The sequence below is a fragment of the Mesobacillus harenae genome (genome assembly GCF_013343715.1).
In the GTDB taxonomy this organism is placed as follows: Bacteria; Bacillota; Bacilli; order Bacillales; family Cytobacillaceae; genus Mesobacillus_A; species Mesobacillus_A harenae.
In genome coordinates, this window is the sequence record NZ_JABUNR010000008.1 from 65,144 (window position 1) to 88,101 (window position 22,958).

Sequence of the window (22,958 nt, forward strand, 5' to 3'; positions counted from 1 at the left end):
CCTATGGATATTTCATGCGAGTGGTGTGGAGGCAAAGCTAGTAACGGAGAAAACACAGTTTATTGGGAACTGCCTGATGGGTCAAGGGCTATAGAAATTACGATGACACCAGCTGTTGATTGCGGGGAATGTGAGATGGTGTACCAGAATGAAGATATAATTAAAGAAATTGAGGATCAGTTGTTTTTGGTGGATACGAAGAAGATTAGTAGTTCGGTAGGATTTAAGGAACTAATGGAATTACCCAGGTTGTTGAAGAGGAATTATTTTGATTTTTCTTCTTAAAAATACCCCCATTAATAATAGGCACTCAGAAATGGGTGTCTTTTATCATGTCTGTGTGTTTAATGTGAAATAATTTGCTTTATAAAGGGAGTTTACTTGAACGAGGATTTTTATGGTGATTCTTAGCTTAAGCCCTACTTTATTTAATCACTTAATCCTTTCTAATCTGATGTATAAGCGATAATTTTAAAAGTTTAAAGTATAGAGCATATCTTTAAATAAAGAATGCTTTTTATTTGAGTAGAAACAAAGCCTAATAATAAAAATTTTATAATAATTAATAAATATTTATTGTAAAACAATAAATTATATATTAAAATCAAATAAATAAGTGAGGTGCTTATATGGAAAAAGTTACAACGTTGTTTTTAAAAATAGCAGTTATTCTTTTAGGAGTCCCGGTTCTCGGTCTGTGCATCTTTTTGGTGCCTGACCTGGCAGATCTTTCAGCAAAACTGCTTCCAGAGTTTTCTTTTATAAAATATTTCGTTCTCATCGTTTTTGATGGTTCGGCGATACCTTTTTACTTTGCCTTGTATCAGGCCTTCAAACTCTTACGCTATATTGATAAAAATAAATCTTTCTCTAATTTATCTGTAAAAGCTTTAAAGAAAATTAAATTCTGTGCAATCACAATCAGCATTCTACATGTGTTAGTTTTACCGCTTTACTATATCTTTGCGGAAATAGACAATGCACCAGGAGTTATCTTTGTCGGAATGGCTGTTCCTTTTGCTTCGATGGTTATCGCAGTCTTTGCTGCTGTTCTCCAAAAACTTTTACAAGAAGCAATAGATATTAAATCAGAAAATGATTTAACAGTGTGAGGTGTAAACAATGGCAATTATAATTAATATTGACGTAATGCTTGCGAAAAGGAAAATGAGCGTAACAGTACTTTCGGAGAAGGTTGGGATAACAATGGCGAACCTTTCTATATTAAAAAATGGAAAGGCAAAAGCAATTCGATTCTCTACTTTAGAGGCAATTTGTAAGGCTTTAGAATGTCAGCCGGGAGATATTTTAGAATACAAAATTGATGAAGACAGTTAATCAATATAGAGGGAACTTACTATACAGTTATTAAGGGAGGTAAAACTATGGACATTAACAATTTGATTATTAAAAATATGGCTAACTCTCATGAACTTGAGAGAATGTATAGAAAAGACCCCAAAGCTTTTAAAAGGTCATTTTCACACGCATGGGAACAAAATCCTGATTCTCAGGTTCTTGGTGTTTGGTATGAAAGGCTGTATTTCAAGGAGGCGACCAAAACAGAAAAATCTCCCTTGCTTCAAAGAGGTTTCATATTCATGGGCATGTTGGCCATTTTGGCCGGGATATGCACCAGGATTATCTTCCATTTTGTTGAACAGGAAGCAATTGCTCCAATTAACCTGGCTTTTGGTATAATTCCCTTTATTACGGCCTATTTTGTTTACAATAATACTCCAAGAAAGAGTATTATTTATTCCCTTGCAGCGTTGTTCCTAATTTCAGGATTTTATCTTAATTTGCTTCCGTTAAATTATAAAGACAGTATTATCCTTGTTTATTTACACTTTCCCGTATTCCTATGGGTATTGGTAGGGTTAGCATTTACAGGAAATGAATATTCAAAAGGTAGTACAAGATTAGCCTATATTAAATTTAATTTGGAATATTGTATTCTCTACGCCAGCATGGCAGTTAGCGGAATGGTTCTGGCGGCACTAACCATGCAGTTATTTAGCTTTATTGGCTTGGATATAGAGGACTTTTATTTTAGTAATGTAGTTTTATTTGGTGCTTCCGCTCTCGCTATTGTGGCTGCATATCTTGTATCAATGAATCTTAAACTTGCTAAAAATATTACACCATATATAGCTAAGATTTTTAGTCCCCTTGTCCTGATCACATTGTTGGTCTATCTTATAACGGTGATATGGGTCGGAAAAAATCCATTCTTGGATCGAAACTTTTTGATAGCCTTCAATGGAATACTCCTTGGTATATTGGCAATTACCATATTTTCCATTACTGAAAGTGAATCTGACGAGAAAAAGAACATTTCTCATTATATAAATTTTGCCTTAATTGCTCTTGCACTTATCATTGATAGTGTAGCTTTGTCAGCCATTGTTTTCAGACTTTCTACTTTTGGGATTACGCCTAATAGACTTGCTGTTTTAGGAGTAAACATACTTATCTGGGCAAATCTAATTTGGATTATGCTCTCATATATGCGTTATCTACAAAACAAATCAGGGCCTTCAGATATTCAAGATGCCATTACTAAGTATTTGCCGGTCTACGGACTTTGGGCAGCTTTTGTTACATTTTTATTTCCTATAATTTTTAATTAAAAAGGCGCTGTTTATGTATTGAAAGGGGTATCCTTCAAAACGTATAACACTTTAGAATGATATTATGCAGCTTTTAATACAAGTCACGTAGTTTTGATTTATCTTCATTATTAAAGTTTTAAAAGGGATTTAACAGGGCTATCGCTTTTAACAATTTGTGTAGGATCGTTAAAAATTCTCTTTCATCGAATAACGAGGCAGAGCAATGCAATAAAAAGATAATTAAAAAGTTGTTTTTCTATGCAAGTCTATTGAAGCAAGCTGTTAAATGTAGCATCTGGAGGAGCAATATGAAGAAGTTAAAACGAAAATTAAAAGGGTTTTTATTTTTATATTTATTTTATTGGCTTTTATGTACCTGAATAACACAGTGTTATTTACGAAAAATAGTAACAGAGAACCTTTATTGCTGGCTCATCGCGGAATGGCACAGACTTTCATTATGGAAGGAATTACAGCTGAAACATGCACAGCAGAGAGAATTTACGAACCTGACCATCCATTTTTAGAAAACTCAATATCTTCAATGGAAGCTGCTTTTGAGGCAGGAGCAGATATTGTAGAGTTTGATGTTTTTCACGATTGGATACTAGAGTGTAGAACAGATGGAGAAGGAGTAATAAGGGACCATACAATGCAAGGGTAACGACCCAAATGAAGGGGAGCATTTGTCCAACTATCTCACAAAGGTTCCAGATAGTCGGTTAAAAAACCTTTCTGTTTATGGTGGGGACAAGCCGATTGCTTCTCTGAAAGAAAAACTACCTGAACTTCGTGTCATGTCTAAGGATACGATGAAAAGTTGCTTTCATACATAGCAGTTGGTTGGACAGGATATATACCGTCAGCATGCGGAAACACAAAATTGCATATTCCAGAAAAATTCGCTCCATATTTATGGGGATTTTCAAGCAAATTTCTAGTCAGAATGGATGATGCTAATACAAGAGTAATTCTCGTTGCGGTTGATGGGGGATGGTCAGAAGATTTTGATAAAAAGCAGGATTTAGAACGCCTTCCTAAAAATTATACAGGTGGTATATGGACTAATCGTATTGATATTATAACCCCTATTTTAGAAGAATAATTATCGTGCAAGTTAAACGAATAGATTGTTTTATGTAGAAAAAGAATAAACCAACCATAGAAATTCAATTTATTGCACAGTACAAAGATACTATGATCAGATAACTATTAAACAGCCCTGGTTACCGGGCTTTTTAGGCTGGAATAGTAAATTTGGAGCTGATTTACAGATGGACGTTGTCTAAACAATCCGTTATAGTAAACGTTAGTAACCAGCTTTCAACAATTCCACAAAATATTAAAACAGGCAGGCGTTAATATATGATGAAAAGCTTTTATCATTTTTTGTTGAAATACCGTCATCCAGAACCAAAGGATGATATTAGCCGCTTTGCAAATTCGGCATACGAGGACCATAGCTTCCCAAAAAATTCGGAGGACTATCACGAGCTAAGCTCCTATCTTGAATTGAACGTTCACTATCCAGAAAGTATGGCAATTTTCGATGATGCATGGGAGCTTTATCTAATTTCTGAAGGGTAATGATGGTTCCTTAGAAAATTAATTAATAAAAATTATTAGGGTTTGAGCGCTAACTGGCTCAAGCCCTTATTTGTGTTAGTAGGCTAAGAAATTTTAAAAACCTATTTAAAACTTCAAATTAGGGATATTTGTTATGACGATTTTTTTAGGCTGAGCATATAATGTGGTAATTAATCTTCACGACCCACGACCAATCATTGAGAGGATGGAGGAAATGGATAGTAAAAAAACACCAAAATTCAAAATCGGTGATACAGTCGTGATTTCCATGTATGGAACGGTAGGGAAAATTACAGATGTAAAGTGGCTGGACGGACTTTATGTGTATGAGATTAATAAAAGCGAAGGTTTGTATTTGGAAGCGAGCCTTCAAAGTCTGCCTGAGTATGAGGGAAGGCTCATTGAAAAGGAACAGATTGAAAAGGAACATATTGATATTGAGTATAAATACTTTTTTGGTGATCTTGTCCAGGTTAAGGGGTATAATTCAGATTTATTCAAGGTTGTAGGCTTCCGAACAGAGATTTGGCGCTACAAAGAGGATGCCTGGGAGGATGTCATTTATGAGCTATCAAGGGTCAATGACGGAGAATGGCTTGAAGCCGGCGAGGAGGAATTAACCCTGTTGGCCGATGCAGAAAGTGCGGATACCGTGATCAAGAAAATGGGGCTTTTATTTGCAGGGAATAAAGACAATAAACCTATTGAACTTGAAAAGGCTATCCAGCCCTTTCGGAAAGCAGAAATGGCGGAGTTATCAAAGAAGAAATATAAAAAAACCCTTGTTGATGGATTGCTCGATATCTACAATGATTATCAAATACTCTATAAAATGTTCCATGATGTTGAATATGAACATGTAATGAGAGTTGTCCTCCGGAAGTTGGCTACTATCAACAATAATGATGGCAATGGCAAAAGCCGTGGTTAAATGAGCTGAATGAATTGATTCAGAACATAAAACATAAAAGGAATACCGAGAAACAATAGCACCTTGAAAATCATGTCTGTCACCTCTCCAAAAGCATGAATGACTTTACTGTCATCACTGTTAACATCTTTCTTAATTTCCTCTATCCATGACTGTACCATGAAATCACACATCCGTTCTAAAGATTATTTAGTTAAAGATATGCTTGTCCCATCATAAAATGACTACATTTCCAAAAGATAAAATATGGATTGGCAGTTTTATATAAACCTTTGCATGAAAGGCTCACTCGCCTCATACATTTTGTACAAAGGGGGCGATGCTGTGAAAGAGATCGAAGTTTTTATTGACACGGAAGAAATAGCCGAGTTTTTCTTTCATGAGCTTACAAAAAGGGGATACGTTCCCACAGAGGAAGAACTTGAAGAAATAGCCGATATCATGTTTGAATATTTAATTGAAAAATGCATTATAGACGAAGATTCAGAGGAAGGCTAACCGAAGAATTAATTAAATATTAAATAAAAAGACGGGTCCATGGACTCGTCTTTTTCCGTTGACATTGTAAATCTTAATCCTAACAGGCGACAAACCTGCAGGACATCTCCGAAAAAGAATGTGCCTTCCAAGTTTTTATGAGGCAAAGCTGTTTACATGCCCGTTGGTTTGTCCTTAGGAAAGCGAGCGATTTTGACGACTTGTTTCAATATTACCTTATATAGCGTTATGTTACATGCTGGATATATTAGAGGAGATTTTTTCAGAAAGGTGATCAAGAGTTGTGAGAGCTGCGATTTGACCTAGAGCATGGTCTGTCATGTCCCGATTAAAAACTTCATCTAGAGTACGGAGATGGTCAGCTGCTTGCGGGTTATGATACCAATCGCGCTTTTGAATAAAGAAATGCTGCTGGTTTTTCCAAGCATCAATCAGTGCAGGACTGAAAAGTTTCTTTGCTGATTTTTTTTTTCGGTTAGTAAACAGCCAGCCCCAATAATCAGCCCTTGATCCGGTATGCTCCTGCTTAGAGGCAAAAGAGAGGCTGAGCGGATTTTCTTTTTTACTAAAGAACAAGAGTTGATAAAGCTTTTTTCCGGTTCGAATACGATAATCAACATCTGAAAAGTTGGTTACGGAGACTCCTTTTAAACGCAATGGTTTGTTTTTACGGTTACTCTCCGGAAAGTAAATAGCTGTAAATCCAAGGGATTCCTGTATTTTAAATAGTAGATCGGACGTAAGTGTTGCTGATTTGTAGAGCCCTTTTATGACTCGTGTTTCAAGCATTTTTTGTTCATTAATGATCATGGCTGCTGTAATAAAGCTAGAGTTTTTATTTTTAAAAAACATCTCCCAAACGGGTCTCATAAATACAGAAACATGGAAACTCCTCAGTAGCTCAAAAAGAGGGGTTTTTCTTTTTTTGCTGTATTCATATAACAGCAGCTGAGGGTATGCATCATTAAAAATATAAGCATTGCATCGTTCTAAGAAGTGAAAATAGCTGTCTCCTTCATCAGTGTGCAAAAGATGGTCCAAATATTCACTTTTCAAATCGGTCATGTAGTATCCGCCATTCCTGGAAACCATGTGAGCAAGGAACGCCCAATGCACTTCAGGATTCCTTTTGTAATAGCTTAAATAGGCTCTTGTCCTCGTAACATTATTAACATTCATTTCAGCTGTTTTTTTTCTAATTTCCGCTACTATTCTTTGTTCATTTCCCGTGTGGACAATCATGCCTGTTTGTTGCTGCACCTGTTCTTTTAAGCATGCAAGGAATGAATTAAATTCGGTATCAGACAAAATTTCACGCTCTTTTATTAAGTTGGCTGGCTGATATATGGTATGTGAAAAAATCCGTTCTAAAATTTTTTTAAAAAACAATGGAATCCCTCCGGATTTTTGAATCTATTAGGTATCAATCAGCGTATATATCAAAGAAGGGAATTTCATAAGTACCCAACAATCCTTTGCTTCCCTTCTATAATATATGTATAGGTTAAAATTCATGTCAGAACAGGGGTTTGGGAAATATCTATAAATTTACAAAAACGTCTAGGAGCCTTAAATATAAGAATTGCCGGTTTTTCATAAAATAAAAATGGAGTGTGATTGAGAAATGTCTATATTCAATAAGGTTTTTGCTAGTGTTGGAATTGGCTCAGCCCAGGTGGACACAAAACTTGAAAAAGATGTTTTCGTTCCGGGGGAAGAGATAGAAGGGCTGATTGAAGTGCGAGGGGGTAAAACTGAACAGGAAATAGACGGAATCTATTTATCCTTGTATACATCTTACATAAAAGAACAGGACGACAAGAAATATACGTCAACGGTTGTTCTAGACCGATTTCGGATAACCGAACTTTTTACAATTAAACCTCAAGAAATCAAGAGTATTCCTTTTTCCTTTACGTTACCGCTGGATGCTCCTTTAACCTTGGGGAGGACTAAAATATGGGTAACAACAGGATTGGATATTAAAAATGCTATAGATCCAACTGATAAAGATTATATTAGGGTAATTCCTAACCAGCTGATGTCTGCAGTATTCACGGCTTTAGAAGGAATTGGTTTCAGATTAAGAGAAGCTGATTGCAAAGAGGCAAAGCGAGGAATGCGGAGGCGCTTGCCAACCATTCAGGAGTTTGAATTTGTCCCTTACGCTGGGGCTTTTCGAGGTAAACTTGATGAGTTGGAGCTGGTTTTTTCCGCTTCTGATAAGGACCATATCGAGCTGTTCCTACAGGTTGACAGAAAAGCCCGAGGGCTTGGTGGGTTCCTTTCTGAAGCCCTTGAAACGGATGAGACCAATGTGAGGCTGACTGTCGATACTTCAGATATACCTGTAATGAAACAAAAACTCGAATCTGTTATAAAAAAATACTCTTAATTAAAGTAAAAAACGATGAAGCAGCTGCTTTATCGTTTTTTACTTTTTTTAATGGTTATTAATATTAATTAGGAACCACTTAAGCTTTTATAGAAGGCGTACCTTTACGTTAAATGGCTTCCAGGACTATTCTTTCTCTTTCTGGCTGAGTTTTCTTTTGCATGTGCTTCATGTTCAGCTATAATATCCTCAGTTGGAATATGGTTATTCTTCTTAGGCTGGTTTACTCGATTCCGATGTTTTTTTCCCACTTGCAGTTCCCCCTTTGTATCTCATTCGGTTAAAACAGCATGAATTTTATTTTTAATGGTAAAGCTAGTTTTAGGTTAACCTTTATTATGTAAAATATAACGTAAGTTAAACGGAAGATTTTCCAGTTCGGCCTGATTATGGTATAGTTTTTAGGTAGTTGAAACAGAAAGAATGGAGGTTCCAATTATGAGTATACATATTGGTGCGAAAGAAAATGAAATTGCTGAAACAGTGTTGCTGCCAGGGGATCCATTACGGGCAAAATATATTGCTGAGACTTTTTTAGAGGGTGCCCAGATCTATAATGAAGTTCGAAATATGTTCGGTTATACAGGAACATATAAGGGAAAGAGAATTTCTGTTCAGGGTACAGGAATGGGCGTGCCGTCCATTTCAATTTATATAAATGAACTTATGAAGGATTACAATGTTCAGACGCTTGTAAGAGTTGGAACATGCGGTGCGATTCAAAAAGATGTTAAGGTAAGAGACGTTATTCTTGCTATGAGTGCTTCCACTGATTCACAGATGAACCGTCTCACATTTGGCGGAGTTGATTTTGCACCTACAGCAAATTTTGATCTTCTCCTTAAAGCGTATAATTCTGGTGTTGAAAAAGGTCTTAACCTTAAGGCTGGCAATGTGTTCACAGCTGATATGTTTTATAACGATAATTCAGAGCTGGAAAAATGGGCTCAGCACCAGATACTTGCGGTTGAAATGGAAACAGCTGCTCTTTACACATTGGCTGCCAAGTTTGATCGGGAAGCTTTATCGATATTAACTGTAAGCGACCATATTTTAACTGGTGAAGAAACCACTTCGGAAGAACGGCAAACAACCTTTAACGACATGATTGAGGTTGCTTTGGAAGCAGTTGTTAAGGAGTAATCGCTTCTTTGGCGAAGTTATTAGCCGGCACATTATTGATTAAAAACCAAAGCTCTTTCCCAAAAGGGAGGAGTTTTTTCTTTAATAGGGAAGAGATTGGAAGAAAAGGCCATTAGACAAAGAAATCTAGAGTGGTAAAATAAAGGGATGAATCAAATTAGAACATGACAGGTGATACAATGAAGAAATTGATTTTTACATTTATGCTGCTCTTTTTGCTAACTGGCTGCAGCGAAGCGGATATTCGTTCGCTAACAGAAAAAGTCCCTTTCCTATCAGACAAAGATAGTAATCAAACAGAGGAAACAACAAACCATGAAGAAACATCGGGGGACTCCAATCCATTGTCAGATCAAACAAAAGAAAGCGGTCAAAATCAAGATACAGAAAAGCAGAATGAGCATACTCTAAAATCTGTATACTTTAATGAGATTAAACAAGTGAGCGGTAAAAATATCATCCAAAACCCGGCCAACGAACTGGCACTGGTCAACAAATTATTTGGGCTTCCTGAAGAATATATTCCGGAAGACCTTGTCAGGGCAGATGTTGCTTTCTCGTTTGGTGATCAAAAGGTTCAAAAAAGCCTATTGAGAAAAGAAGCTGCAGACGCACTTGAACAAATGTTTGCTGCTGCAAATAAAGATGGAATGGAACTGTTTGCCGTTTCTGGTTATCGTTCGTTTAGCCGCCAAAACCAGGTGTTTATTGCCGAGGTAAAGCGCTCTGGAGAAGAAAAGGCTGTACAAGCTGTAGCGTTTCCAGGAAACAGTGAACACCAGACCGGACTGGCTATGGATATTTCAAGCCGCAGCGCTGGCTTTGGCCTGACAGAACAGTTTGGGACAACAGCTGAAGGAATGTGGCTTGCTGAAAATGCCCATCGCTTCGGGTACATCCTTCGCTATCCTAAGGGTAAAGAAGAGGTAACGGGCTACAAATATGAACCATGGCATTTTCGCTACGTTGGAAAAGAAGCGGCCACAGATATTTATGAGAACAATTGGACCCTAGAGGAATATTTCAATATAGTTGAAGAAGTTTAATAACAGCCCTGATGCTAGCCGGGCTGTTTTTTTATACTTTGCCTCTTAGTGACTCGGGTCACTTTACTACTTCACTTTGAGCATTTATGGACTTTTCACTTTTTCCTCGCCGCCAAGGCGCTTCCGTTAATTTGACCTGAGTGAAACGGCTGTCCGTCTTTCAGGAAGATGGTTATAATAAAATTATTCCTAACATGGTGGGGGTATAATAGTGATTAAAATCAAAGAAGTTGATTTTGCTGATTGTATGGCATTACTGAAGTTTGAAGTTGATAATCGTACATATTTCGAAAAATATGTTCCTCCTCGGAATAGTAAATATTATTCTATTGAGGGTGTTAAAAAGTCCCTGGATGATATGTATATGCTAAGAAGGAGCGATGAATATTATATGTATTTAATTCTCAATCAAAAAGAAGAAATCCTTGGCCGCATTAATTTATTTAATATTGATCGCGAAATAGGTCATGGAGAAATCGGATATCGAGTTGGAGAAGTACATACGGGTAATAGGTATGCTTCAAGAGCTGTTGATTTATTGATTCCTGTTGCCCGGAATCTAGGGCTTACAGGCTTATCAGCTCAGGCGATTCTTAGTAACTATGCCTCGTTGAAAGTTTTGGAAAACAGTGGATTCTTTAAGAAAAACGTTTTAAAAGACCATATTTTTTGGGAAGAGCAATATCATGACGCCATTCAATATTTTAAGTACTTGTGATATTTATCAATGTATTTTTAAAAAATACGAGTAGAATAAGGTAGAAGGTTGTCGAAAATCAATTAAGCTTTATATATTGATTTTTATACTATACGGGGGTATAGTAATACTATAAGAATCAATAAAGAGGTGAGCTGAATGGGTAATGAAGACGAAATGGGATTATCCAACCATCCAAGTATGGTTCCTCGAACGGATCTAGAGAAGGAGCAGTTAATTAAACGCTTAAAAAGGATAGAAGGGCAAGTCAGAGGAATTCAAAAGATGGTTGAGGAAGACCGCTATTGTGTAGATGTACTTATACAGGTAACGGCCGTAAATAATGCGCTTAAAAAGGTGGGAATGAATCTTCTAGAGCGCCATACAACACACTGTGTTTCTGGTGCAATAAAATCAGGAAGCGGAGATGAAGCTATCAAGGAACTAATGAAGGTTGTAGACCAATTTACAAGGACTTAAGTGATAAGGGGTGGTTGAAATGGCAGAACCTTTAAAAGCTAACATGCCTGATTCATCAGAACATTTAAAGATTGGAATTACTGGCATGACATGTGCTGCATGTTCAACTAGGATTGAAAAAGTATTAAACAAGATGGATGGGGTAGAAGCTAATGTAAATCTTGTGATGGAAAGTGCTACGATTGATTTTGACCCAGCAAAGGTAACGTCAGAACAGATACAGGAGAAAGTCGAGAAACTAGGATATGGAGTAAGGCTAGAGAAGACCGAACTCGATGTATTTGGCATGACATGTGCAGCATGTTCGACGAGGATCGAAAAGGTCTTAAATAAAACCGAGGGTATTACATCTGCTAACGTGAACCTTGCAACAGAATCGGCGTCACTAGAATATAATCCTTCTATTATATCCGCAGATCAAATTATCGAGCGAATTCAAAAGCTTGGTTATGATGCTAAAGGAAAGACTCATCGGGGAGCAAAAGAGGAATATAAAGAAGAGGAGATTAAAAGCCGCAAACGAAAGCTTTGGATTTCAATCTTATTATCTCTGCCACTTTTATATACGATGGTTGGTCATACTCCGTGGGATTTAGGAATTCCGGTACCAGAATTGTTAATGAACCCTTGGTTTCAGCTTCTGCTAGCTACCCCAGTTCAGTTTTATGTCGGTGGGCCGTTCTACATTGGTGCCTACAATGCCTTAAGGAATAAAAGTGCCAATATGGATGTTTTGATTGCTCTTGGTACATCTGCGGCTTATTTTTACAGTCTGGCTGAATCGTTAAGGACCTTGGGAAACCCTCATTACCATCCACACCTTTATTTTGAAACAAGTGCAATCCTAATCACGCTTATTCTTGTTGGTAAGCTGTTCGAAGCATTGGCCAAGGGCAGAACAACATTAGCAATTTCGAAGCTGCTAGGCCTGCAGGCTAAGGAAGCAACTGTTATAAGGGATGGGCAGGAAATAAAGATTCCACTTGAACAGGTAAGGGTAGAAGATCTGATTATCGTAAAGCCAGGTGAAAAAATCCCGGTTGACGGGCTTGTTATTTCCGGACACTCTTCAGTTGACGAAGCGATGATCACTGGCGAGTCGATTCCCGTTGAAAAGGGAGCTGGTGACAAAGTTATTGGCGCAACGATCAATAAAAATGGAACAATGACCATAAAAGCTGTGAAAGTTGGAAGTGATACTGCCCTTGCCGGGATTATCAAAGTAGTAGAGGAGGCTCAAGGCAGCAAAGCACCCATTCAGCGAGTAGCAGACACTATTTCAGGCTATTTTGTCCCGGTTGTTGTAGCAATTGCTCTGTTAACCTTTTCAGTCTGGTACCTTTTCATAACACCAGGTGATTTTGCAGCTGCACTGGAAACGGCTATCGCTGTTCTAGTAATTGCCTGTCCATGTGCTCTTGGCCTTGCCACCCCGACTTCGATCATGGTGGGGACTGGTAAAGGTGCTGAAAGCGGAATTCTTTTTAAAGGCGGAGAACACCTTGAAACGGCCCATAAGATAGATACAATTGTTTTAGACAAAACGGGGACTGTGACAAAAGGAAAACCAGCAGTAACAGATATTGAATTCTTTAGTGATGAAACTAAAGTTTTACAGTACCTTGTTTCTGCAGAGAAATCTTCGGAACACCCTTTAGCTGACGCAATAATTGATTACGGGATCAGCAGAGGAATTAACCCCGTTAAAACAGACAATTTTTCAGCTATCCCAGGCCATGGGATTAAGGCAGAAATCAATGGGGAAAAGATATTAGTAGGAACCCGTAAGCTGATGGATAAAGAAGCTGTCCTTTTTGACCAATATGAGGCTAGGCTCAAGGAGCTAGAGACACAAGGGAAAACGGCTATGTTTGTTGCCTTAGATGGAAAGGTGGCTGCAGTTATTGCAGTAGCTGATGTAGTAAAGGAAACAGCCAAAGAGGCCATCGATCAATTAAAAGAACAAGGAATCTCGGTTTACATGCTTACTGGGGATAATGAAAGAACAGCAAGGGCCATTGCAGCCCAGGTTGGCATTGATCATGTAATTGCAGAGGTACTCCCTGAGGAAAAAGCGAATCATGTGAAAGAACTTCAACTCCAAGGCAGGGTAGTTGCTATGGTAGGTGATGGGATAAATGACGCCCCTGCCCTTGCTTTGGCGGATATTGGTATCGCCATAGGCACTGGTACTGACGTTGCCATCGAGGCAGCAGACATTACGATCTTGGGGGGAGAGCTTACGTTACTCCCTAAAGCAATTCAGCTAAGCAAGAAAACAATGAAGAATATTCGCCAAAACCTATTTTGGGCACTCGCGTATAATTCGGCAGGAATCCCTATCGCTGCAATTGGGCTCCTAGCTCCTTGGGTGGCCGGGGCAGCAATGGCATTTAGTTCCGTTTCAGTGGTGACCAACTCCCTTCGTTTGAAGAGAGTGAAGTTATAATAATAATTTAGAAGAGGAGAGGATGAAAACAATGGAAAAAACAATCTTAAACGTATCTGGAATGACATGCGGACACTGTGAGAAAGCTGTAAAAAACGCTCTGATGGGTGTGGATGGTGTCGCGAGTGTAACAGTTAATCTGAAGGATGGGAAAACTGAAGTCGAATATGATGCAGAAAAAGCAAATGTAAGCCAATTAAAAGAGGCAGTGGAAGACCAAGGCTACGATGTAGCTTAATGATTTAGAGAAAAGGCAGCGGAAGCTGTCTTTTCTTATTTTTAGTCTAGTCATGAGCGTCTGTTTATTTTTCTGTTTTTTTTTTAGGAAAAATGTTATTGTAAAAATTAAGAGTTTTACTGAGTTATTATTTTAGTTTTGTAGAAGTTCTAAAAACTTGCTGTTTGGGGAATGAAAGTGGTGAACGAGTTGGACGAGGAAAAGGTAACTGGAGAAGATAATAAAAATTGCAGCAGTCCAGACCATGAGGAAGTGGCGGAGAGCAAGCAGAATAACCAGGGATTTCTCCGTATCAAAAAATTTCATTTTGTGATGCTGTTATTTTTTCTTGTATTTATAACAGCAGGGATTACAACCTTTGCTCTTGCTTTCGGTGATGAAGAAAGTGCTGTCAAAATTATCAGGGAAAGAGAAGAATTCGAGAAGCTTTATCAGGCATTTGATACTCTTCAAGATTCATATTTCGAAGAGGTTGACCAGGATCAGTTAATTAATGGTGCCATTAATGGAATGCTTGATTCTTTAGATGACCCATACTCAGACTATATGAATCAAGATGATGCCCAGAATTTTCATGAAAGCATTTCTTCCTCTTTTGAAGGAATAGGAGCTGAGATTCAGGAAAAGGATGGATATATAGGCATTGTCAGTCCACTTAAAGGATCCCCAGCCGAAAAGGCAGGATTGAAGCCTGAGGATGTCGTTTTGTCAGTAGATGGACAAAGTCTACAAGGAATGAGTTCATCTGAAGCTGTAACACTTATCCGTGGAGAAAAAGGGACAAAGGTAAACCTCACAATCAGAAGACAAGGAATCGAAAACCCTATAGAGGTAACAATTACCCGAGACACGATTCCTTTAGAGACCGTATACGGTGAAATGATTGAAGGGGAAGATGGGATCGGTAAGGTTCAGATTACAAACTTTTCACAAAACACCAGCAAAGAACTGGTTGATGTCTTAAATGATCTACAGGAAAAAGGAATGAAGGGACTAGTGCTTGATATTAGACAAAATCCCGGCGGCTTGCTGGATCAGGCTGTCAATATCTCAAGCTTGTTTGTCCCAAGCGGAAAAGTTTTATTTAAGGTAGAGGACAGAGATGGAAATGTAAAAGAATACACGTCCAACAACGAAGGAAGTGCCGAGTTTCCTCTGGTAGTTCTTATTGATAAGGGAAGCGCCAGTGCTTCAGAAATTCTTGCGGGTGCCGTTAATGAATCAGCAGGCGTACCTTTAGTTGGTGAGAAATCCTTCGGTAAAGGAACTGTTCAAAGAGCCCAGGATTTTAGTGATGGATCAAATATAAAATTCACAACTGAAAAGTGGCTGACACCAAACGGTAATTGGGTCCATAAAGAAGGAATCACTCCTGACTATGAAGTAGCCCTTCCTGCTTATGCAGCGCTGCCCTTTATTAATCCTGAAACAGAGCTTAAAATCTCCACAGCGTCTGAACATGTTAAAGCTGCACAGCAGATGTTAAAGGCTGTTGGCTACGACCCAGGACGAGAAGATGGATATTTTGATGAAAAGACAGAGCAAGCGGTCATGAATTTCCAAGAGGATGAAAAGCTTGAGCAAACAGGAATCCTGTCAGGCGAAACGACCATCCAGCTTATGACCAAGCTTAGAGAAAAAATTCAGAATAATGACCCGCAGATTGAAAAAGCAATTGAAGTATTAAAGGAAGAAATGGAAAAGGAATAAAAGCAAGATCTTAAGGAAAGGCCAAACAGCTAGTTCTTGAAGTTATTGACTTCGGTGCCTAGTAAAGAGGCTTACTGTTCCCAACATAAGAAGAGGCTGACTCAAAAGGTTGAATAAATTCGACCTGAGAGTTACCTCTTTTATTTTTTATTCAGTTTTTGGGTTTAACTTGATGAATTTATAAGAGATAGAGGGATATTCTTTCCCTCATTTATCCTAATTTTTGTGTTCATTTCCGTATTGGCTGCCCACTTGAGGACGTTATTGCAACAAGACCCCAATCCGTGGTATTTTTGGAGAGGCCCCTTAATCCCAATCTCTTAAGCGCGTGATTGTGTTTAATCTGCCCAAAAACTGGCTCGACGTCTATTTTTCACGATTTATACTAGAGGAAATAAATTCGGTTGGCATATGAAAATAAAGAATGACTTTTAACCATCATTGAGGATGGTAGGGAGGCCTGCCTCCACCAGGATAAAGAGAAAGAAAGATATTGGGATCCGATCAACGGCAAAATCAATCGGAATCAAAACTTGGATGTCCATTGGAAGGGTTAACTGGCTTGTGTTATAATTTTCTTGTTTTTATTTTGCGATGAAAATCAATGATAAAAATCTGAGTTGATTGGAGTGGAAGGCGCGAAGACTCCTCGAAAATGCTATCGCATTTCCTTCGTGCGTGGGCAAATTCGAGGATGCCCAATCAATGTCCTGCGGGCTTAGCTGGACAGGTGAGACCCCGCAAGAGCAAAGCGATGAGGAGGCTCAGCGCCAGCCCCGCGGAAAGCGAAGCGCCCTGGAACAAAAATCAACGAACCATTTTTACAAGCAGTCTAACAAAAAAGAGGGTGCCAAAAGTTTATACTTTTGGTACACCCTCTTTTTGTGACTTTGCATTCCTATTTTATGCAGACAGCTATGCCAATTGGGTAATGCTTTCCTGGTCGCTTTGGCTCTATCAGTACGCTTCTTTGATAGAATACTTCAGTTGAACTGTACCTGCTGAATAAACTGTAAAACTCCTGTTCTGTTAACTGATGGACATGGAAGGGCTCCTTTGTTTGCATTCCCCGTCCTGCCCCAAAGGGGGTAGAAATTACTAAGGTACCGCCTGGTTTCAGTAAATTGTAAACATTATTAAGAAACTGGACTTCATCCTCTATATGTTCAATTGTCTCGAAGCTGACAATAACATCAAAGGTGCCTAGTGATTTTACAATTTCAGAATTGGTTACATCTCCCAACGTGAAAGTTACTTTAGGATGGTAATAATTCTGTTTTGCATATTGGATCGTTAGGGGATCAATATCAACTGCCACCACTTCTGTAATTTTATCCTTAGCAGCTTTGGCGATAATATTTGAACCATAACCAGTTCCACAGGCGAAATCAAGCAGTCGCCCATTGGCATAGTAGAGGGAGAAATAATATCTTGCGAGATGCTCAAGCAACATGCCGTTTGTAATTTTCATTTTTTCAGGTATTATTCTTTCACCGGTATACTCTAGCATCGTTTGGCCTCCCTTTGTCTAAAATAGTATAACAAACATTCATATGGTTTGTAAGGGACGCCATAATCAGCTAGAATGTCTCATTGAGGGACGCTGAGGGCTAGTAAAGAGGTGATAGTGTGGAACAGATTACTATGCTTGACGAACAACAAAAGGAAAAAATTATAATAGTAGAAGACATGTGCGAGAATTACTGTACTGAAGTCCGCAAGCTGTATTCACCCTTATTTTTACGTGGAAAACTTAGTTTGATCGTGGATTTAACACGTTCTATTCGCGGGAAAACTGCAGCAAAAGATCAGCTCTTTGATGATGGATATGAATCCTACATTGAAATTGGAACGGAAGATGATGATGGTTACTACCCACATGCATACATTCCGATTTGGAAGTGTAAGAGTGAGATGTTCCATAAAACAGGTTATTTCACAAAAGACATCAAAGGGATTAAAATAAAACTTAAATCAATGATGACAGAGATAGCTGAAGATCTTGAACTTCAGCATGAGGAAGGAAAAACAAATGAATAAAACCGAATTATATATATTGTCAGGGTTTTTAGGCAGCGGGAAAACAACACTATTAAAACAGTTGCTCCAATCAGAGAAAGAGGCCGGGCGAAAAGTAGCTGTGATGATGAATGAGCTTGGGGAAATTTCAATTGACTCAGGCGTTGTCGGAGAGGATGTTCCATTAAAGGAACTGCTTGACGGCTGTATCTGCTGTACAATTCAGGACAAATTGGAGGCTCAGCTACAGACCCTCCTTATTGAAGATTCACCTGATGTCATTTATATTGAGACTACTGGAGCAGCTCACCCTGTAGAAGTTATGGATGCAGTAATGTCTCCATTGTTTGCACTCCAGCTTAATATTAAGGGGATTATCACCACCTTGAATGGTGCTTTATGGTTAACTAGGAGAACTATGAATCCTCAGCTCCAGCTGCTGATAGCCGAACAGGTAAGGCATGCAGATCTTTTACTCGTTAATCAGGCAGATCAGCTATCTGATTCCGAACAGGCAAAAATAAGCATGGAGATTCAAAATATAAACCCTAAAGCCAGAACTATTTTAACAACTTATTCCAAAGTGTCCATGAAAGAAATAAAGGGAATTACTATGTTCAAAAAAGAACAAAGCCAAAAAAGCCATGTGTCAGGAGATCTAAGGCTAAGCACTTTTGTTCATCAATTTAAAAAGCCTGTCAGTCAGCAGGGCTTTGAGGATTTTTTAAGAAGTCTTCCTGATAATATCTATCGGATTAAAGGCTATATTCAATTTTCTCATTCCGACTATCCAGATTTATTTCAGTATTCCTATGGAACACCGCTTTATATGAAGGAGTATATGAGGTTACCCCTTAACATGGTATTCATTGGCCAAGGTACCGACTGGAGCGAAATACAGGCTGAGTTAAGTGAGCTAGAGGGGAATGAAGGTTTATAGGGTTGCCGTCGGGGTAAAGGAATCAAACCCTCTCTAAGAATGAAAGGATGATTAGTAATGCCCTGGACAAATAATGACTATCCAGACTCTATGAAGAACTTAAAGCCAGATGTACGAGATAAAGCCATTGAAATTGCCAATGCGCTGGTTGAAGAGGAAGGTTATGAGGATGGAAAAGCAATCCCTATTGCCATTGATAAAGCTAAAGAATATGAAGCAAATCATTAATGGGAAGCCTTGCACTTTAGGCTTCTTTTTTATATACAAAACGACTTTAAAATAAAACAAGGCTATGTGGTTATTCTCATTTGTGCGAATAGTTTTTTTATCTTCGGAAAAACTCTGTTTATGTACTCTTATAGAAAATGAGATGATGATTATGAAAAGGCTGCTTCTATGTATTGCTTTATTAATATTAGTACTAGCAAATGCGCTAACAGTTGATGCAAAAAGCCATCCTATCGAAATGCTTAATTGGGAAGAAGTTAATGACTTGGTTCCAAGATACAGCACCTTCACTGTACTTGATGTTGAATCCAAAAGGAAGTTTAAGGTACAAAGGAGAGCCGGGAGCCGCCATGCAGACGTACAGCCGCTTACTGCAAAGGATACTAAAATAATGAAGGAAATTTATAACGGAAAGTGGAGCTGGAAAAGAAGAGCCATCATCGTTCTTGCCAATGATAGACAAGTCGCAGCATCGATGCATGGAATGCCTCATGGCGCAGGTGCGCTGAAAAATAACTTTCCTGGACACTTCTGTATTCACTTTTATGGAAGTACAACCCACCGTACGAGTAATATGGATATCAGCCATAAGTTAATGATTTTAAAAGCCGCCGGCAAGCTTGAACGATACATTAGTAAATGTGATCCATATGAGCTTGTAAATGCCTATATAGCAGGAATTAAACAGCATGATCAAAAAATTGTATCACTTATTTCTCATCAAAAAATGGACTGGGAGAAGATTTTTCCACAAGTGGAAAATGTTACAGTAAGCAGAATGGAAATATTGTCATTAGAAGATGATGAACACCCGTTGCAAATTACTGTCCCAATCGAAACAGAATGGTATTTAAAAAACCATGGAAGAATAAAGCATCAGGGCGCTGTACATCTAGTCCGCTTCTCACCAAACGGTGCCTGGAAAATCGATTCAAACCAGTTCTTGTCAGAAAACAATTTACACACTCTCGAAGAAAGCAGCGAGTTAAAAGAGTAAGAAGCAAGGCCGAGGCTCTTGCTTCTTTTTTGTGATCCTCTACCGTAGCTCTCCATGCTTGGCAAAAGTTTTTTCATTTTCAATTAAGCCGCAGGTTCCACATTGAATCTTCATATCTGGGCCGTTATATGGGATGTGGAAAGGGTCCAATTGTTCACTGGTATATTCCTCCAAAAGGGTCCCTGATTGCGGGTCCAGCTTTACGGATTGCGAGAGTTGCCGGATTATATTAAATCTGCTTCTGTTTGTTTTACAATTGGGACATCGATAAGGGGTATTCATTTACATCATCCTTTCGTTACTGTTTACCTTATATTTTGCTAATAAAATAATAAGTATGTAAAATACGGATGAAGAAGCATTTTGCAGACATGCAGGAGGTTATTAAAAGCTATGGATTACAGTTATCTCTTAAGCCAATATAAAATGATATGGAATAATAGACAACTATCTTCAATATTGGATGATGAAACAGTCTTAAAGGAAGCGGTCGAAAGAGAATTGAAGGACGAAAATTCGCATCCTCGCATCCGTAAAAATTTATTCGAGAAGTACTACCTAGCAACAAGCAGAATTTTAGAATCTCGGGTTGAAAACAAGGCAAAGCTGCTGTTAATAGAATTACATGCAGATATCCTTAAGGAATTACGAAAAGAGTAGCCTATAATTTTTTGCGAGTATTCAAAAAGCCTATATACTACGAAGAAATGTTGTTATCTTTATCTCTTCGTTATTCTCCTTGCAAGTTTACTGACTATTCCGATAGAATAGAGATAAGCTATGTTTTCCCAATTAGTAACTCTAAGGAGGAATACTTAATGTCCTATTTTGCCAGGCTGGAGATGACCCTGAAAGATAGTAATCTATCGATTGAATTTGTATTTGATTTGTTGGTGAACGGCTGTTGGCTAGACGAGGAACAAAGGGAAATGTCGGTTAAAGAGTACTCCATTGAATCTATTAAGGGGATAGATGAGATCCCCTTTAAAATTACGATCTTTGGAGGTAAGCTAATAATTGAAACAGATAGCCCATGGGACTTAGAATTAATTTCGAATGACCTGAAAGAGGTAGCCATGCGTAAAGAAGGATTAGCTGAGGGTGCAGTTGAATATACATAATGAGATAAGTTTATTTTAGCGCTAGAAGGAGAATCGTCATGAAAAAGGTATTATTAACGATGTTTTCCGTTATGGGCCTGGCTTTTAGCTTAACGGGCTGCACGAATGAAGAAGCAGAACCGCAGTTTCTCGATGTTGAGGTATCAGTAAATCCTGAAAAAGGTGAGATTAATGAACCTATTGTTATAAAGGCAAGAGTTACGTATGGTGACGAAGAAGTTACAGATGCAGAAGATGTGAAATTTGAGATTTGGCGTGCCCACGATGAGGAACATGAGAAGCTGGAGGTACCACACAATGAAAACGGTGTGTATCAACTCGAAAAAACTTTTGAGGAGGAAGGGACATATTATGTCATCTCACATGTAACTGCCAGAGACATGCACAATATGCCTAAAGTCGAGTTTGTAGTTGGAGAGCCAAGTGAGCCAGAGACCAGCCCTGAATCGGAAATGGAAGATATGGAACAACCGGAAGGCAGCGACTCAGAAGAGCATAACAGCCATTAAGACAGGGGATTATCAACTGCAGGTTAAGTAAGCGAAGAGGCTATGCCTTAAAAGGCTGTCGAGGAACTCTCGACAGCCTGTTTTGATTCCGTACTATCGGGAAACCTGGCTGTGCATCTCGTAGAGAAGTGGATGTCTGAATATTGTTGACCCGAAGAAAGAATTAGATCAATAATAGGCACCGACGTTCGCTGCAAGATACGGACTTATATTATCAATATAAACTTATATTAAGTATTTTTTCATGTATCGGAATAAAAACGGATAAAATAAGCCTGAATATATGAGAGGAAGGTGCTCTTTGTGAACATCAGGCTGGCAAAGGAACAGGATCTGCCGAGAATAATGGAAATGGTTAAAATCTCCATAATGATTATGAAATCGGAAAATAGTGACCAGTGGACAGAGGAATATCCACTGACAAAGGATTTCGAAAAGGACTTGAATGAAGGGTCTCTTTATGTAGCAGATCTTAATGGAGAAGTTGTTGGAGCTATTACTGTTGACCAAATACAGCCTGAAGAATACCTAGAAGCGGATTGGCGAAGGAAGGATGAACCATTCTTTGTATTTCATAGGCTTGTGGTGGATTCGGAAATTCGCGGGGCTGGAATCGCCAGCCAATTGATCAGTCACGCCGAAAATCTTTCTATATATAATCGGGTTTATTATATGAAAACGGACACATATAGCCTAAATCCAAATGCGCAGCGACTTTTTGAAAAAAACGGATATCAACGAGTTGATACTATCTTCTTAATGGGCAAAAATTCCCCCTTTTATTGTTATGATAAAATCTTAAATCACTGATTAGCCTTACCTGGCTAAAATAAAAAGACGTCTAATCATTATCAGTGATCTTGGACGTCAATTTCAGAAAACTGCATATCAACACTTTTCGGGATTTTAATTTCTAGTGTATCCTCCTTATAACGGGCAACGGCTCCTTTCTTCTTAACCAAAGCAGGGAGTGTCAGCACTTGTTTATCTTCCTCATTTGGGATATGTTCAATTATCATTTGGTTGGAGGTATGGTAAATTTTTATTTTTTTTAGCCATTCTTCATCTTGTATGGTAAGACGAACATAAACAAAATCATGGGTTTCAAAAATCGAGGCTTCTATCTTAACTGGTCGTTCTGTTTGCTTTTTTGGATTAGTGGGTGATCCAAAGCCTTGCATGATCCCATCTAAATCTGACATGCCTTTTAAGTTAGAGGGGATTGCTTTTGAAACCACGTTTTCAATGTGTTTTTCAAATTCTTCTGTGTTCATGTTCTGAAATTTTTTTTGCATATCCTTACTAAATGGGAATAAATTCCAAGGGAACATAGGGACACTCCTTTCAAAGCTATG

Annotated in this window: 30 protein-coding genes and 1 pseudogene; 24 read left to right on the forward strand and 7 right to left on the reverse strand. The window is 38.4% G+C overall.

Features of this window, described 5'->3' with window-relative positions; translation table 11 throughout:
* Positions 1 to 3 precede the first annotated feature (3 nt).
* The 7 genes and pseudogenes from HRJ06_RS11115 (at position 4) to HRJ06_RS11145 (ending at position 5,133) form a co-directional block, all read left to right on the forward strand.
* Positions 4 to 285 (forward strand): YokU family protein, encoded by a 282-nt coding sequence (locus HRJ06_RS11115; RefSeq protein ID WP_174733146.1) that lies wholly within the window; start codon positions 4 to 6, stop codon positions 283 to 285.
* A 344-nt stretch (positions 286 to 629) separates the two neighbouring features.
* Positions 630 to 1,112 (forward strand): DUF2975 domain-containing protein, encoded by a 483-nt coding sequence (locus tag HRJ06_RS11120; RefSeq protein ID WP_174732999.1) that lies wholly within the window; start codon positions 630 to 632, stop codon positions 1,110 to 1,112.
* Between the two features lie 10 nt (positions 1,113 to 1,122).
* Positions 1,123 to 1,338: a helix-turn-helix domain-containing protein gene (locus HRJ06_RS11125; protein WP_174733000.1), complete on the forward strand. Its 216-nt coding sequence runs from the start codon at positions 1,123 to 1,125 to the stop codon at positions 1,336 to 1,338.
* A gap of 47 nt (positions 1,339 to 1,385) precedes the next feature.
* A complete protein-coding gene (locus HRJ06_RS11130) occupies positions 1,386 to 2,633 on the forward strand; it encodes a DUF4153 domain-containing protein (protein ID WP_174733001.1) in 1,248 nt (415 codons plus the stop codon).
* A gap of 352 nt (positions 2,634 to 2,985) precedes the next feature.
* Positions 2,986 to 3,720 (forward strand): annotated as a pseudogene (locus tag HRJ06_RS11135) (glycerophosphodiester phosphodiesterase family protein).
* Between the two features lie 263 nt (positions 3,721 to 3,983).
* On the forward strand, positions 3,984 to 4,202 hold the full coding sequence (locus HRJ06_RS11140; protein WP_174733147.1) for a YozE family protein: 219 nt from the start codon (positions 3,984 to 3,986) through the stop codon (positions 4,200 to 4,202).
* 214 nt (positions 4,203 to 4,416) lie between these two features.
* Positions 4,417 to 5,133 (forward strand): hypothetical protein, encoded by a 717-nt coding sequence (locus HRJ06_RS11145; RefSeq protein WP_174733002.1) that lies wholly within the window; start codon positions 4,417 to 4,419, stop codon positions 5,131 to 5,133.
* On the opposite strand, the gene HRJ06_RS11150 is transcribed toward HRJ06_RS11145, so the two are convergent.
* Positions 5,130 to 5,294: a hypothetical protein gene (locus HRJ06_RS11150; protein WP_174733003.1), complete on the reverse strand. Its 165-nt coding sequence runs from the start codon at positions 5,292 to 5,294 to the stop codon at positions 5,130 to 5,132. The two genes, HRJ06_RS11145 and HRJ06_RS11150, sit on opposite strands and share 4 nt — an antisense overlap.
* A 163-nt stretch (positions 5,295 to 5,457) precedes the next feature.
* On the opposite strand from HRJ06_RS11150, the gene HRJ06_RS11155 reads away from it, so the two are divergent.
* Positions 5,458 to 5,631 (forward strand): YozD family protein, encoded by a 174-nt coding sequence (locus HRJ06_RS11155; RefSeq protein WP_174733004.1) that lies wholly within the window; start codon positions 5,458 to 5,460, stop codon positions 5,629 to 5,631.
* A gap of 231 nt (positions 5,632 to 5,862) precedes the next feature.
* On the opposite strand, the gene HRJ06_RS11160 is transcribed toward HRJ06_RS11155, so the two are convergent.
* Entirely contained in the window at positions 5,863 to 7,020 is a 1,158-nt protein-coding gene (locus tag HRJ06_RS11160; protein WP_174733005.1) for a DUF2515 family protein, read from the reverse strand.
* A gap of 235 nt (positions 7,021 to 7,255) precedes the next feature.
* Here HRJ06_RS11160 and HRJ06_RS11165 point away from each other — a divergent pair, with 235 nt between their 5' ends.
* A complete protein-coding gene (locus HRJ06_RS11165; protein ID WP_174733006.1) occupies positions 7,256 to 8,026 on the forward strand; it encodes a sporulation protein in 771 nt (256 codons plus the stop codon).
* A 104-nt stretch (positions 8,027 to 8,130) separates the two neighbouring features.
* Here the strand turns inward: HRJ06_RS11165 and HRJ06_RS11170 are convergent, their stop codons facing one another.
* Positions 8,131 to 8,277 (reverse strand): hypothetical protein, encoded by a 147-nt coding sequence (locus tag HRJ06_RS11170; RefSeq protein WP_174733007.1) that lies wholly within the window; start codon positions 8,275 to 8,277, stop codon positions 8,131 to 8,133.
* A 187-nt stretch (positions 8,278 to 8,464) separates the two neighbouring features.
* Here HRJ06_RS11170 and deoD point away from each other — a divergent pair, with 187 nt between their 5' ends.
* The 7 genes from deoD to HRJ06_RS11205 all read left to right on the forward strand — a co-directional run bounded on the left by deoD (position 8,465) and on the right by HRJ06_RS11205 (position 15,789).
* Positions 8,465 to 9,169, forward strand: coding sequence for a purine-nucleoside phosphorylase (gene deoD, locus HRJ06_RS11175; RefSeq protein ID WP_174733008.1), 705 nt, complete (start codon positions 8,465 to 8,467; stop codon positions 9,167 to 9,169).
* A 179-nt stretch (positions 9,170 to 9,348) separates the two neighbouring features.
* Positions 9,349 to 10,215 (forward strand): D-alanyl-D-alanine carboxypeptidase family protein, encoded by an 867-nt coding sequence (locus tag HRJ06_RS11180; RefSeq protein ID WP_174733009.1) that lies wholly within the window; start codon positions 9,349 to 9,351, stop codon positions 10,213 to 10,215.
* A gap of 211 nt (positions 10,216 to 10,426) precedes the next feature.
* Positions 10,427 to 10,933: a GNAT family N-acetyltransferase gene (locus HRJ06_RS11185; RefSeq protein ID WP_174733010.1), complete on the forward strand. Its 507-nt coding sequence runs from the start codon at positions 10,427 to 10,429 to the stop codon at positions 10,931 to 10,933.
* A gap of 156 nt (positions 10,934 to 11,089) precedes the next feature.
* On the forward strand, positions 11,090 to 11,392 hold the full coding sequence (locus HRJ06_RS11190; protein WP_174733148.1) for a metal-sensing transcriptional repressor: 303 nt from the start codon (positions 11,090 to 11,092) through the stop codon (positions 11,390 to 11,392).
* Between the two features lie 19 nt (positions 11,393 to 11,411).
* Positions 11,412 to 13,841, forward strand: a complete 2,430-nt coding sequence (locus tag HRJ06_RS11195) for a heavy metal translocating P-type ATPase (protein WP_277874670.1) — start codon at positions 11,412 to 11,414, stop codon at positions 13,839 to 13,841.
* A 31-nt stretch (positions 13,842 to 13,872) separates the two neighbouring features.
* Entirely contained in the window at positions 13,873 to 14,079 is a 207-nt protein-coding gene (gene copZ / locus HRJ06_RS11200) for a copper chaperone CopZ (RefSeq protein WP_174733011.1), read from the forward strand.
* A 252-nt stretch (positions 14,080 to 14,331) separates the two neighbouring features.
* Positions 14,332 to 15,789: a lmo1851 family serine protease gene (locus HRJ06_RS11205; protein ID WP_479684635.1), complete on the forward strand. Its 1,458-nt coding sequence runs from the start codon at positions 14,332 to 14,334 to the stop codon at positions 15,787 to 15,789.
* 229 nt (positions 15,790 to 16,018) lie between these two features.
* On the opposite strand, the gene HRJ06_RS23695 is transcribed toward HRJ06_RS11205, so the two are convergent.
* The gene (locus HRJ06_RS23695) at positions 16,019 to 16,159 is read right to left on the reverse strand and encodes a transposase (protein ID WP_174733150.1); all 141 of its coding nucleotides are present in this window, start codon (positions 16,157 to 16,159) and stop codon (positions 16,019 to 16,021) included.
* 528 nt (positions 16,160 to 16,687) lie between these two features.
* Positions 16,688 to 17,299, reverse strand: a complete 612-nt coding sequence (locus HRJ06_RS11215; RefSeq protein WP_174733013.1) for a class I SAM-dependent methyltransferase — start codon at positions 17,297 to 17,299, stop codon at positions 16,688 to 16,690.
* Positions 17,300 to 17,418: 119 nt separating this feature from the next.
* Between HRJ06_RS11215 and HRJ06_RS11220 the strand changes: the two genes are divergently transcribed.
* From HRJ06_RS11220 to HRJ06_RS11235, 4 genes are all read left to right on the forward strand, one after another.
* Positions 17,419 to 17,829, forward strand: a complete 411-nt coding sequence (locus tag HRJ06_RS11220; protein WP_174733014.1) for a hypothetical protein — start codon at positions 17,419 to 17,421, stop codon at positions 17,827 to 17,829.
* The gene (locus HRJ06_RS11225; protein ID WP_174733015.1) at positions 17,822 to 18,748 is read left to right on the forward strand and encodes a CobW family GTP-binding protein; all 927 of its coding nucleotides are present in this window, start codon (positions 17,822 to 17,824) and stop codon (positions 18,746 to 18,748) included. Before HRJ06_RS11220 ends, HRJ06_RS11225 begins: the two co-directional genes overlap by 8 nt.
* 57 nt (positions 18,749 to 18,805) lie before the next feature.
* Positions 18,806 to 18,976 (forward strand): DUF2188 domain-containing protein, encoded by a 171-nt coding sequence (locus HRJ06_RS11230; protein ID WP_174733016.1) that lies wholly within the window; start codon positions 18,806 to 18,808, stop codon positions 18,974 to 18,976.
* A gap of 151 nt (positions 18,977 to 19,127) precedes the next feature.
* Positions 19,128 to 19,973 carry a hypothetical protein gene (locus HRJ06_RS11235; protein WP_174733017.1) on the forward strand — a complete coding sequence of 282 codons (846 nt, stop codon included), beginning with the start codon at positions 19,128 to 19,130 and terminating at the stop codon, positions 19,971 to 19,973.
* A 39-nt stretch (positions 19,974 to 20,012) separates the two neighbouring features.
* On the opposite strand, the gene HRJ06_RS23230 is transcribed toward HRJ06_RS11235, so the two are convergent.
* Positions 20,013 to 20,255 (reverse strand): DNA alkylation repair protein, encoded by a 243-nt coding sequence (locus HRJ06_RS23230; protein ID WP_242035209.1) that lies wholly within the window; start codon positions 20,253 to 20,255, stop codon positions 20,013 to 20,015.
* 111 nt (positions 20,256 to 20,366) lie between these two features.
* Between HRJ06_RS23230 and HRJ06_RS11240 the strand changes: the two genes are divergently transcribed.
* From HRJ06_RS11240 to HRJ06_RS11255, 4 genes are all read left to right on the forward strand, one after another.
* A complete protein-coding gene (locus HRJ06_RS11240; protein ID WP_174733018.1) occupies positions 20,367 to 20,633 on the forward strand; it encodes a hypothetical protein in 267 nt (88 codons plus the stop codon).
* A 158-nt stretch (positions 20,634 to 20,791) separates the two neighbouring features.
* Positions 20,792 to 21,094 carry a hypothetical protein gene (locus HRJ06_RS11245; protein WP_174733019.1) on the forward strand — a complete coding sequence of 101 codons (303 nt, stop codon included), beginning with the start codon at positions 20,792 to 20,794 and terminating at the stop codon, positions 21,092 to 21,094.
* A 38-nt stretch (positions 21,095 to 21,132) separates the two neighbouring features.
* Complete coding sequence (locus HRJ06_RS11250; RefSeq protein ID WP_174733020.1) at positions 21,133 to 21,603, forward strand: FixH family protein; 471 nt, start codon at positions 21,133 to 21,135, stop codon at positions 21,601 to 21,603.
* Between the two features lie 303 nt (positions 21,604 to 21,906).
* Entirely contained in the window at positions 21,907 to 22,413 is a 507-nt protein-coding gene (locus HRJ06_RS11255) for a GNAT family N-acetyltransferase (RefSeq protein ID WP_174733021.1), read from the forward strand.
* A gap of 41 nt (positions 22,414 to 22,454) precedes the next feature.
* Here the strand turns inward: HRJ06_RS11255 and HRJ06_RS11260 are convergent, their stop codons facing one another.
* Entirely contained in the window at positions 22,455 to 22,934 is a 480-nt protein-coding gene (locus HRJ06_RS11260; protein ID WP_174733022.1) for an Hsp20/alpha crystallin family protein, read from the reverse strand.
* Between the last annotated feature and the right edge of the window lie 24 nt (positions 22,935 to 22,958).

Excerpts from the sequence above, each read along its gene's own strand:
- HRJ06_RS11230 (WP_174733016.1), top strand. The coding sequence starts at position 18,806 with ATGCCCTGGACAAATAATGACTATCCAGACTCTATGAAGAACTTAAAG.
- HRJ06_RS11115 (WP_174733146.1), top strand. The coding sequence starts at position 4 with ATGGATATTTCATGCGAGTGGTGTGGAGGCAAAGCTAGTAACGGAGAA.
- HRJ06_RS11215 (WP_174733013.1), bottom strand. The coding sequence starts at position 17,299 with ATGCTAGAGTATACCGGTGAAAGAATAATACCTGAAAAAATGAAAATT.
- HRJ06_RS11120 (WP_174732999.1), top strand. The coding sequence starts at position 630 with ATGGAAAAAGTTACAACGTTGTTTTTAAAAATAGCAGTTATTCTTTTA.
- HRJ06_RS11235 (WP_174733017.1), top strand. The coding sequence starts at position 19,128 with ATGAAAAGGCTGCTTCTATGTATTGCTTTATTAATATTAGTACTAGCA.
- HRJ06_RS11165 (WP_174733006.1), top strand. The coding sequence starts at position 7,256 with ATGTCTATATTCAATAAGGTTTTTGCTAGTGTTGGAATTGGCTCAGCC.
- copZ (WP_174733011.1), top strand. The coding sequence starts at position 13,873 with ATGGAAAAAACAATCTTAAACGTATCTGGAATGACATGCGGACACTGT.
- HRJ06_RS11180 (WP_174733009.1), top strand. The coding sequence starts at position 9,349 with ATGAAGAAATTGATTTTTACATTTATGCTGCTCTTTTTGCTAACTGGC.
- HRJ06_RS11195 (WP_277874670.1), top strand. The coding sequence starts at position 11,412 with ATGGCAGAACCTTTAAAAGCTAACATGCCTGATTCATCAGAACATTTA.
- HRJ06_RS11145 (WP_174733002.1), top strand. The coding sequence starts at position 4,417 with ATGGATAGTAAAAAAACACCAAAATTCAAAATCGGTGATACAGTCGTG.
- HRJ06_RS11245 (WP_174733019.1), top strand. The coding sequence starts at position 20,792 with ATGTCCTATTTTGCCAGGCTGGAGATGACCCTGAAAGATAGTAATCTA.
- HRJ06_RS11130 (WP_174733001.1), top strand. The coding sequence starts at position 1,386 with ATGGACATTAACAATTTGATTATTAAAAATATGGCTAACTCTCATGAA.
- HRJ06_RS11125 (WP_174733000.1), top strand. The coding sequence starts at position 1,123 with ATGGCAATTATAATTAATATTGACGTAATGCTTGCGAAAAGGAAAATG.
- HRJ06_RS11140 (WP_174733147.1), top strand. The coding sequence starts at position 3,984 with ATGAAAAGCTTTTATCATTTTTTGTTGAAATACCGTCATCCAGAACCA.
- deoD (WP_174733008.1), top strand. The coding sequence starts at position 8,465 with ATGAGTATACATATTGGTGCGAAAGAAAATGAAATTGCTGAAACAGTG.
- HRJ06_RS11190 (WP_174733148.1), top strand. The coding sequence starts at position 11,090 with ATGGGATTATCCAACCATCCAAGTATGGTTCCTCGAACGGATCTAGAG.
- HRJ06_RS11240 (WP_174733018.1), top strand. The coding sequence starts at position 20,367 with ATGGATTACAGTTATCTCTTAAGCCAATATAAAATGATATGGAATAAT.
- HRJ06_RS11225 (WP_174733015.1), top strand. The coding sequence starts at position 17,822 with ATGAATAAAACCGAATTATATATATTGTCAGGGTTTTTAGGCAGCGGG.
- HRJ06_RS11250 (WP_174733020.1), top strand. The coding sequence starts at position 21,133 with ATGAAAAAGGTATTATTAACGATGTTTTCCGTTATGGGCCTGGCTTTT.
- HRJ06_RS11150 (WP_174733003.1), bottom strand. The coding sequence starts at position 5,294 with ATGGTACAGTCATGGATAGAGGAAATTAAGAAAGATGTTAACAGTGAT.
- HRJ06_RS23230 (WP_242035209.1), bottom strand. The coding sequence starts at position 20,255 with ATGAATACCCCTTATCGATGTCCCAATTGTAAAACAAACAGAAGCAGA.
- HRJ06_RS11260 (WP_174733022.1), bottom strand. The coding sequence starts at position 22,934 with ATGTTCCCTTGGAATTTATTCCCATTTAGTAAGGATATGCAAAAAAAA.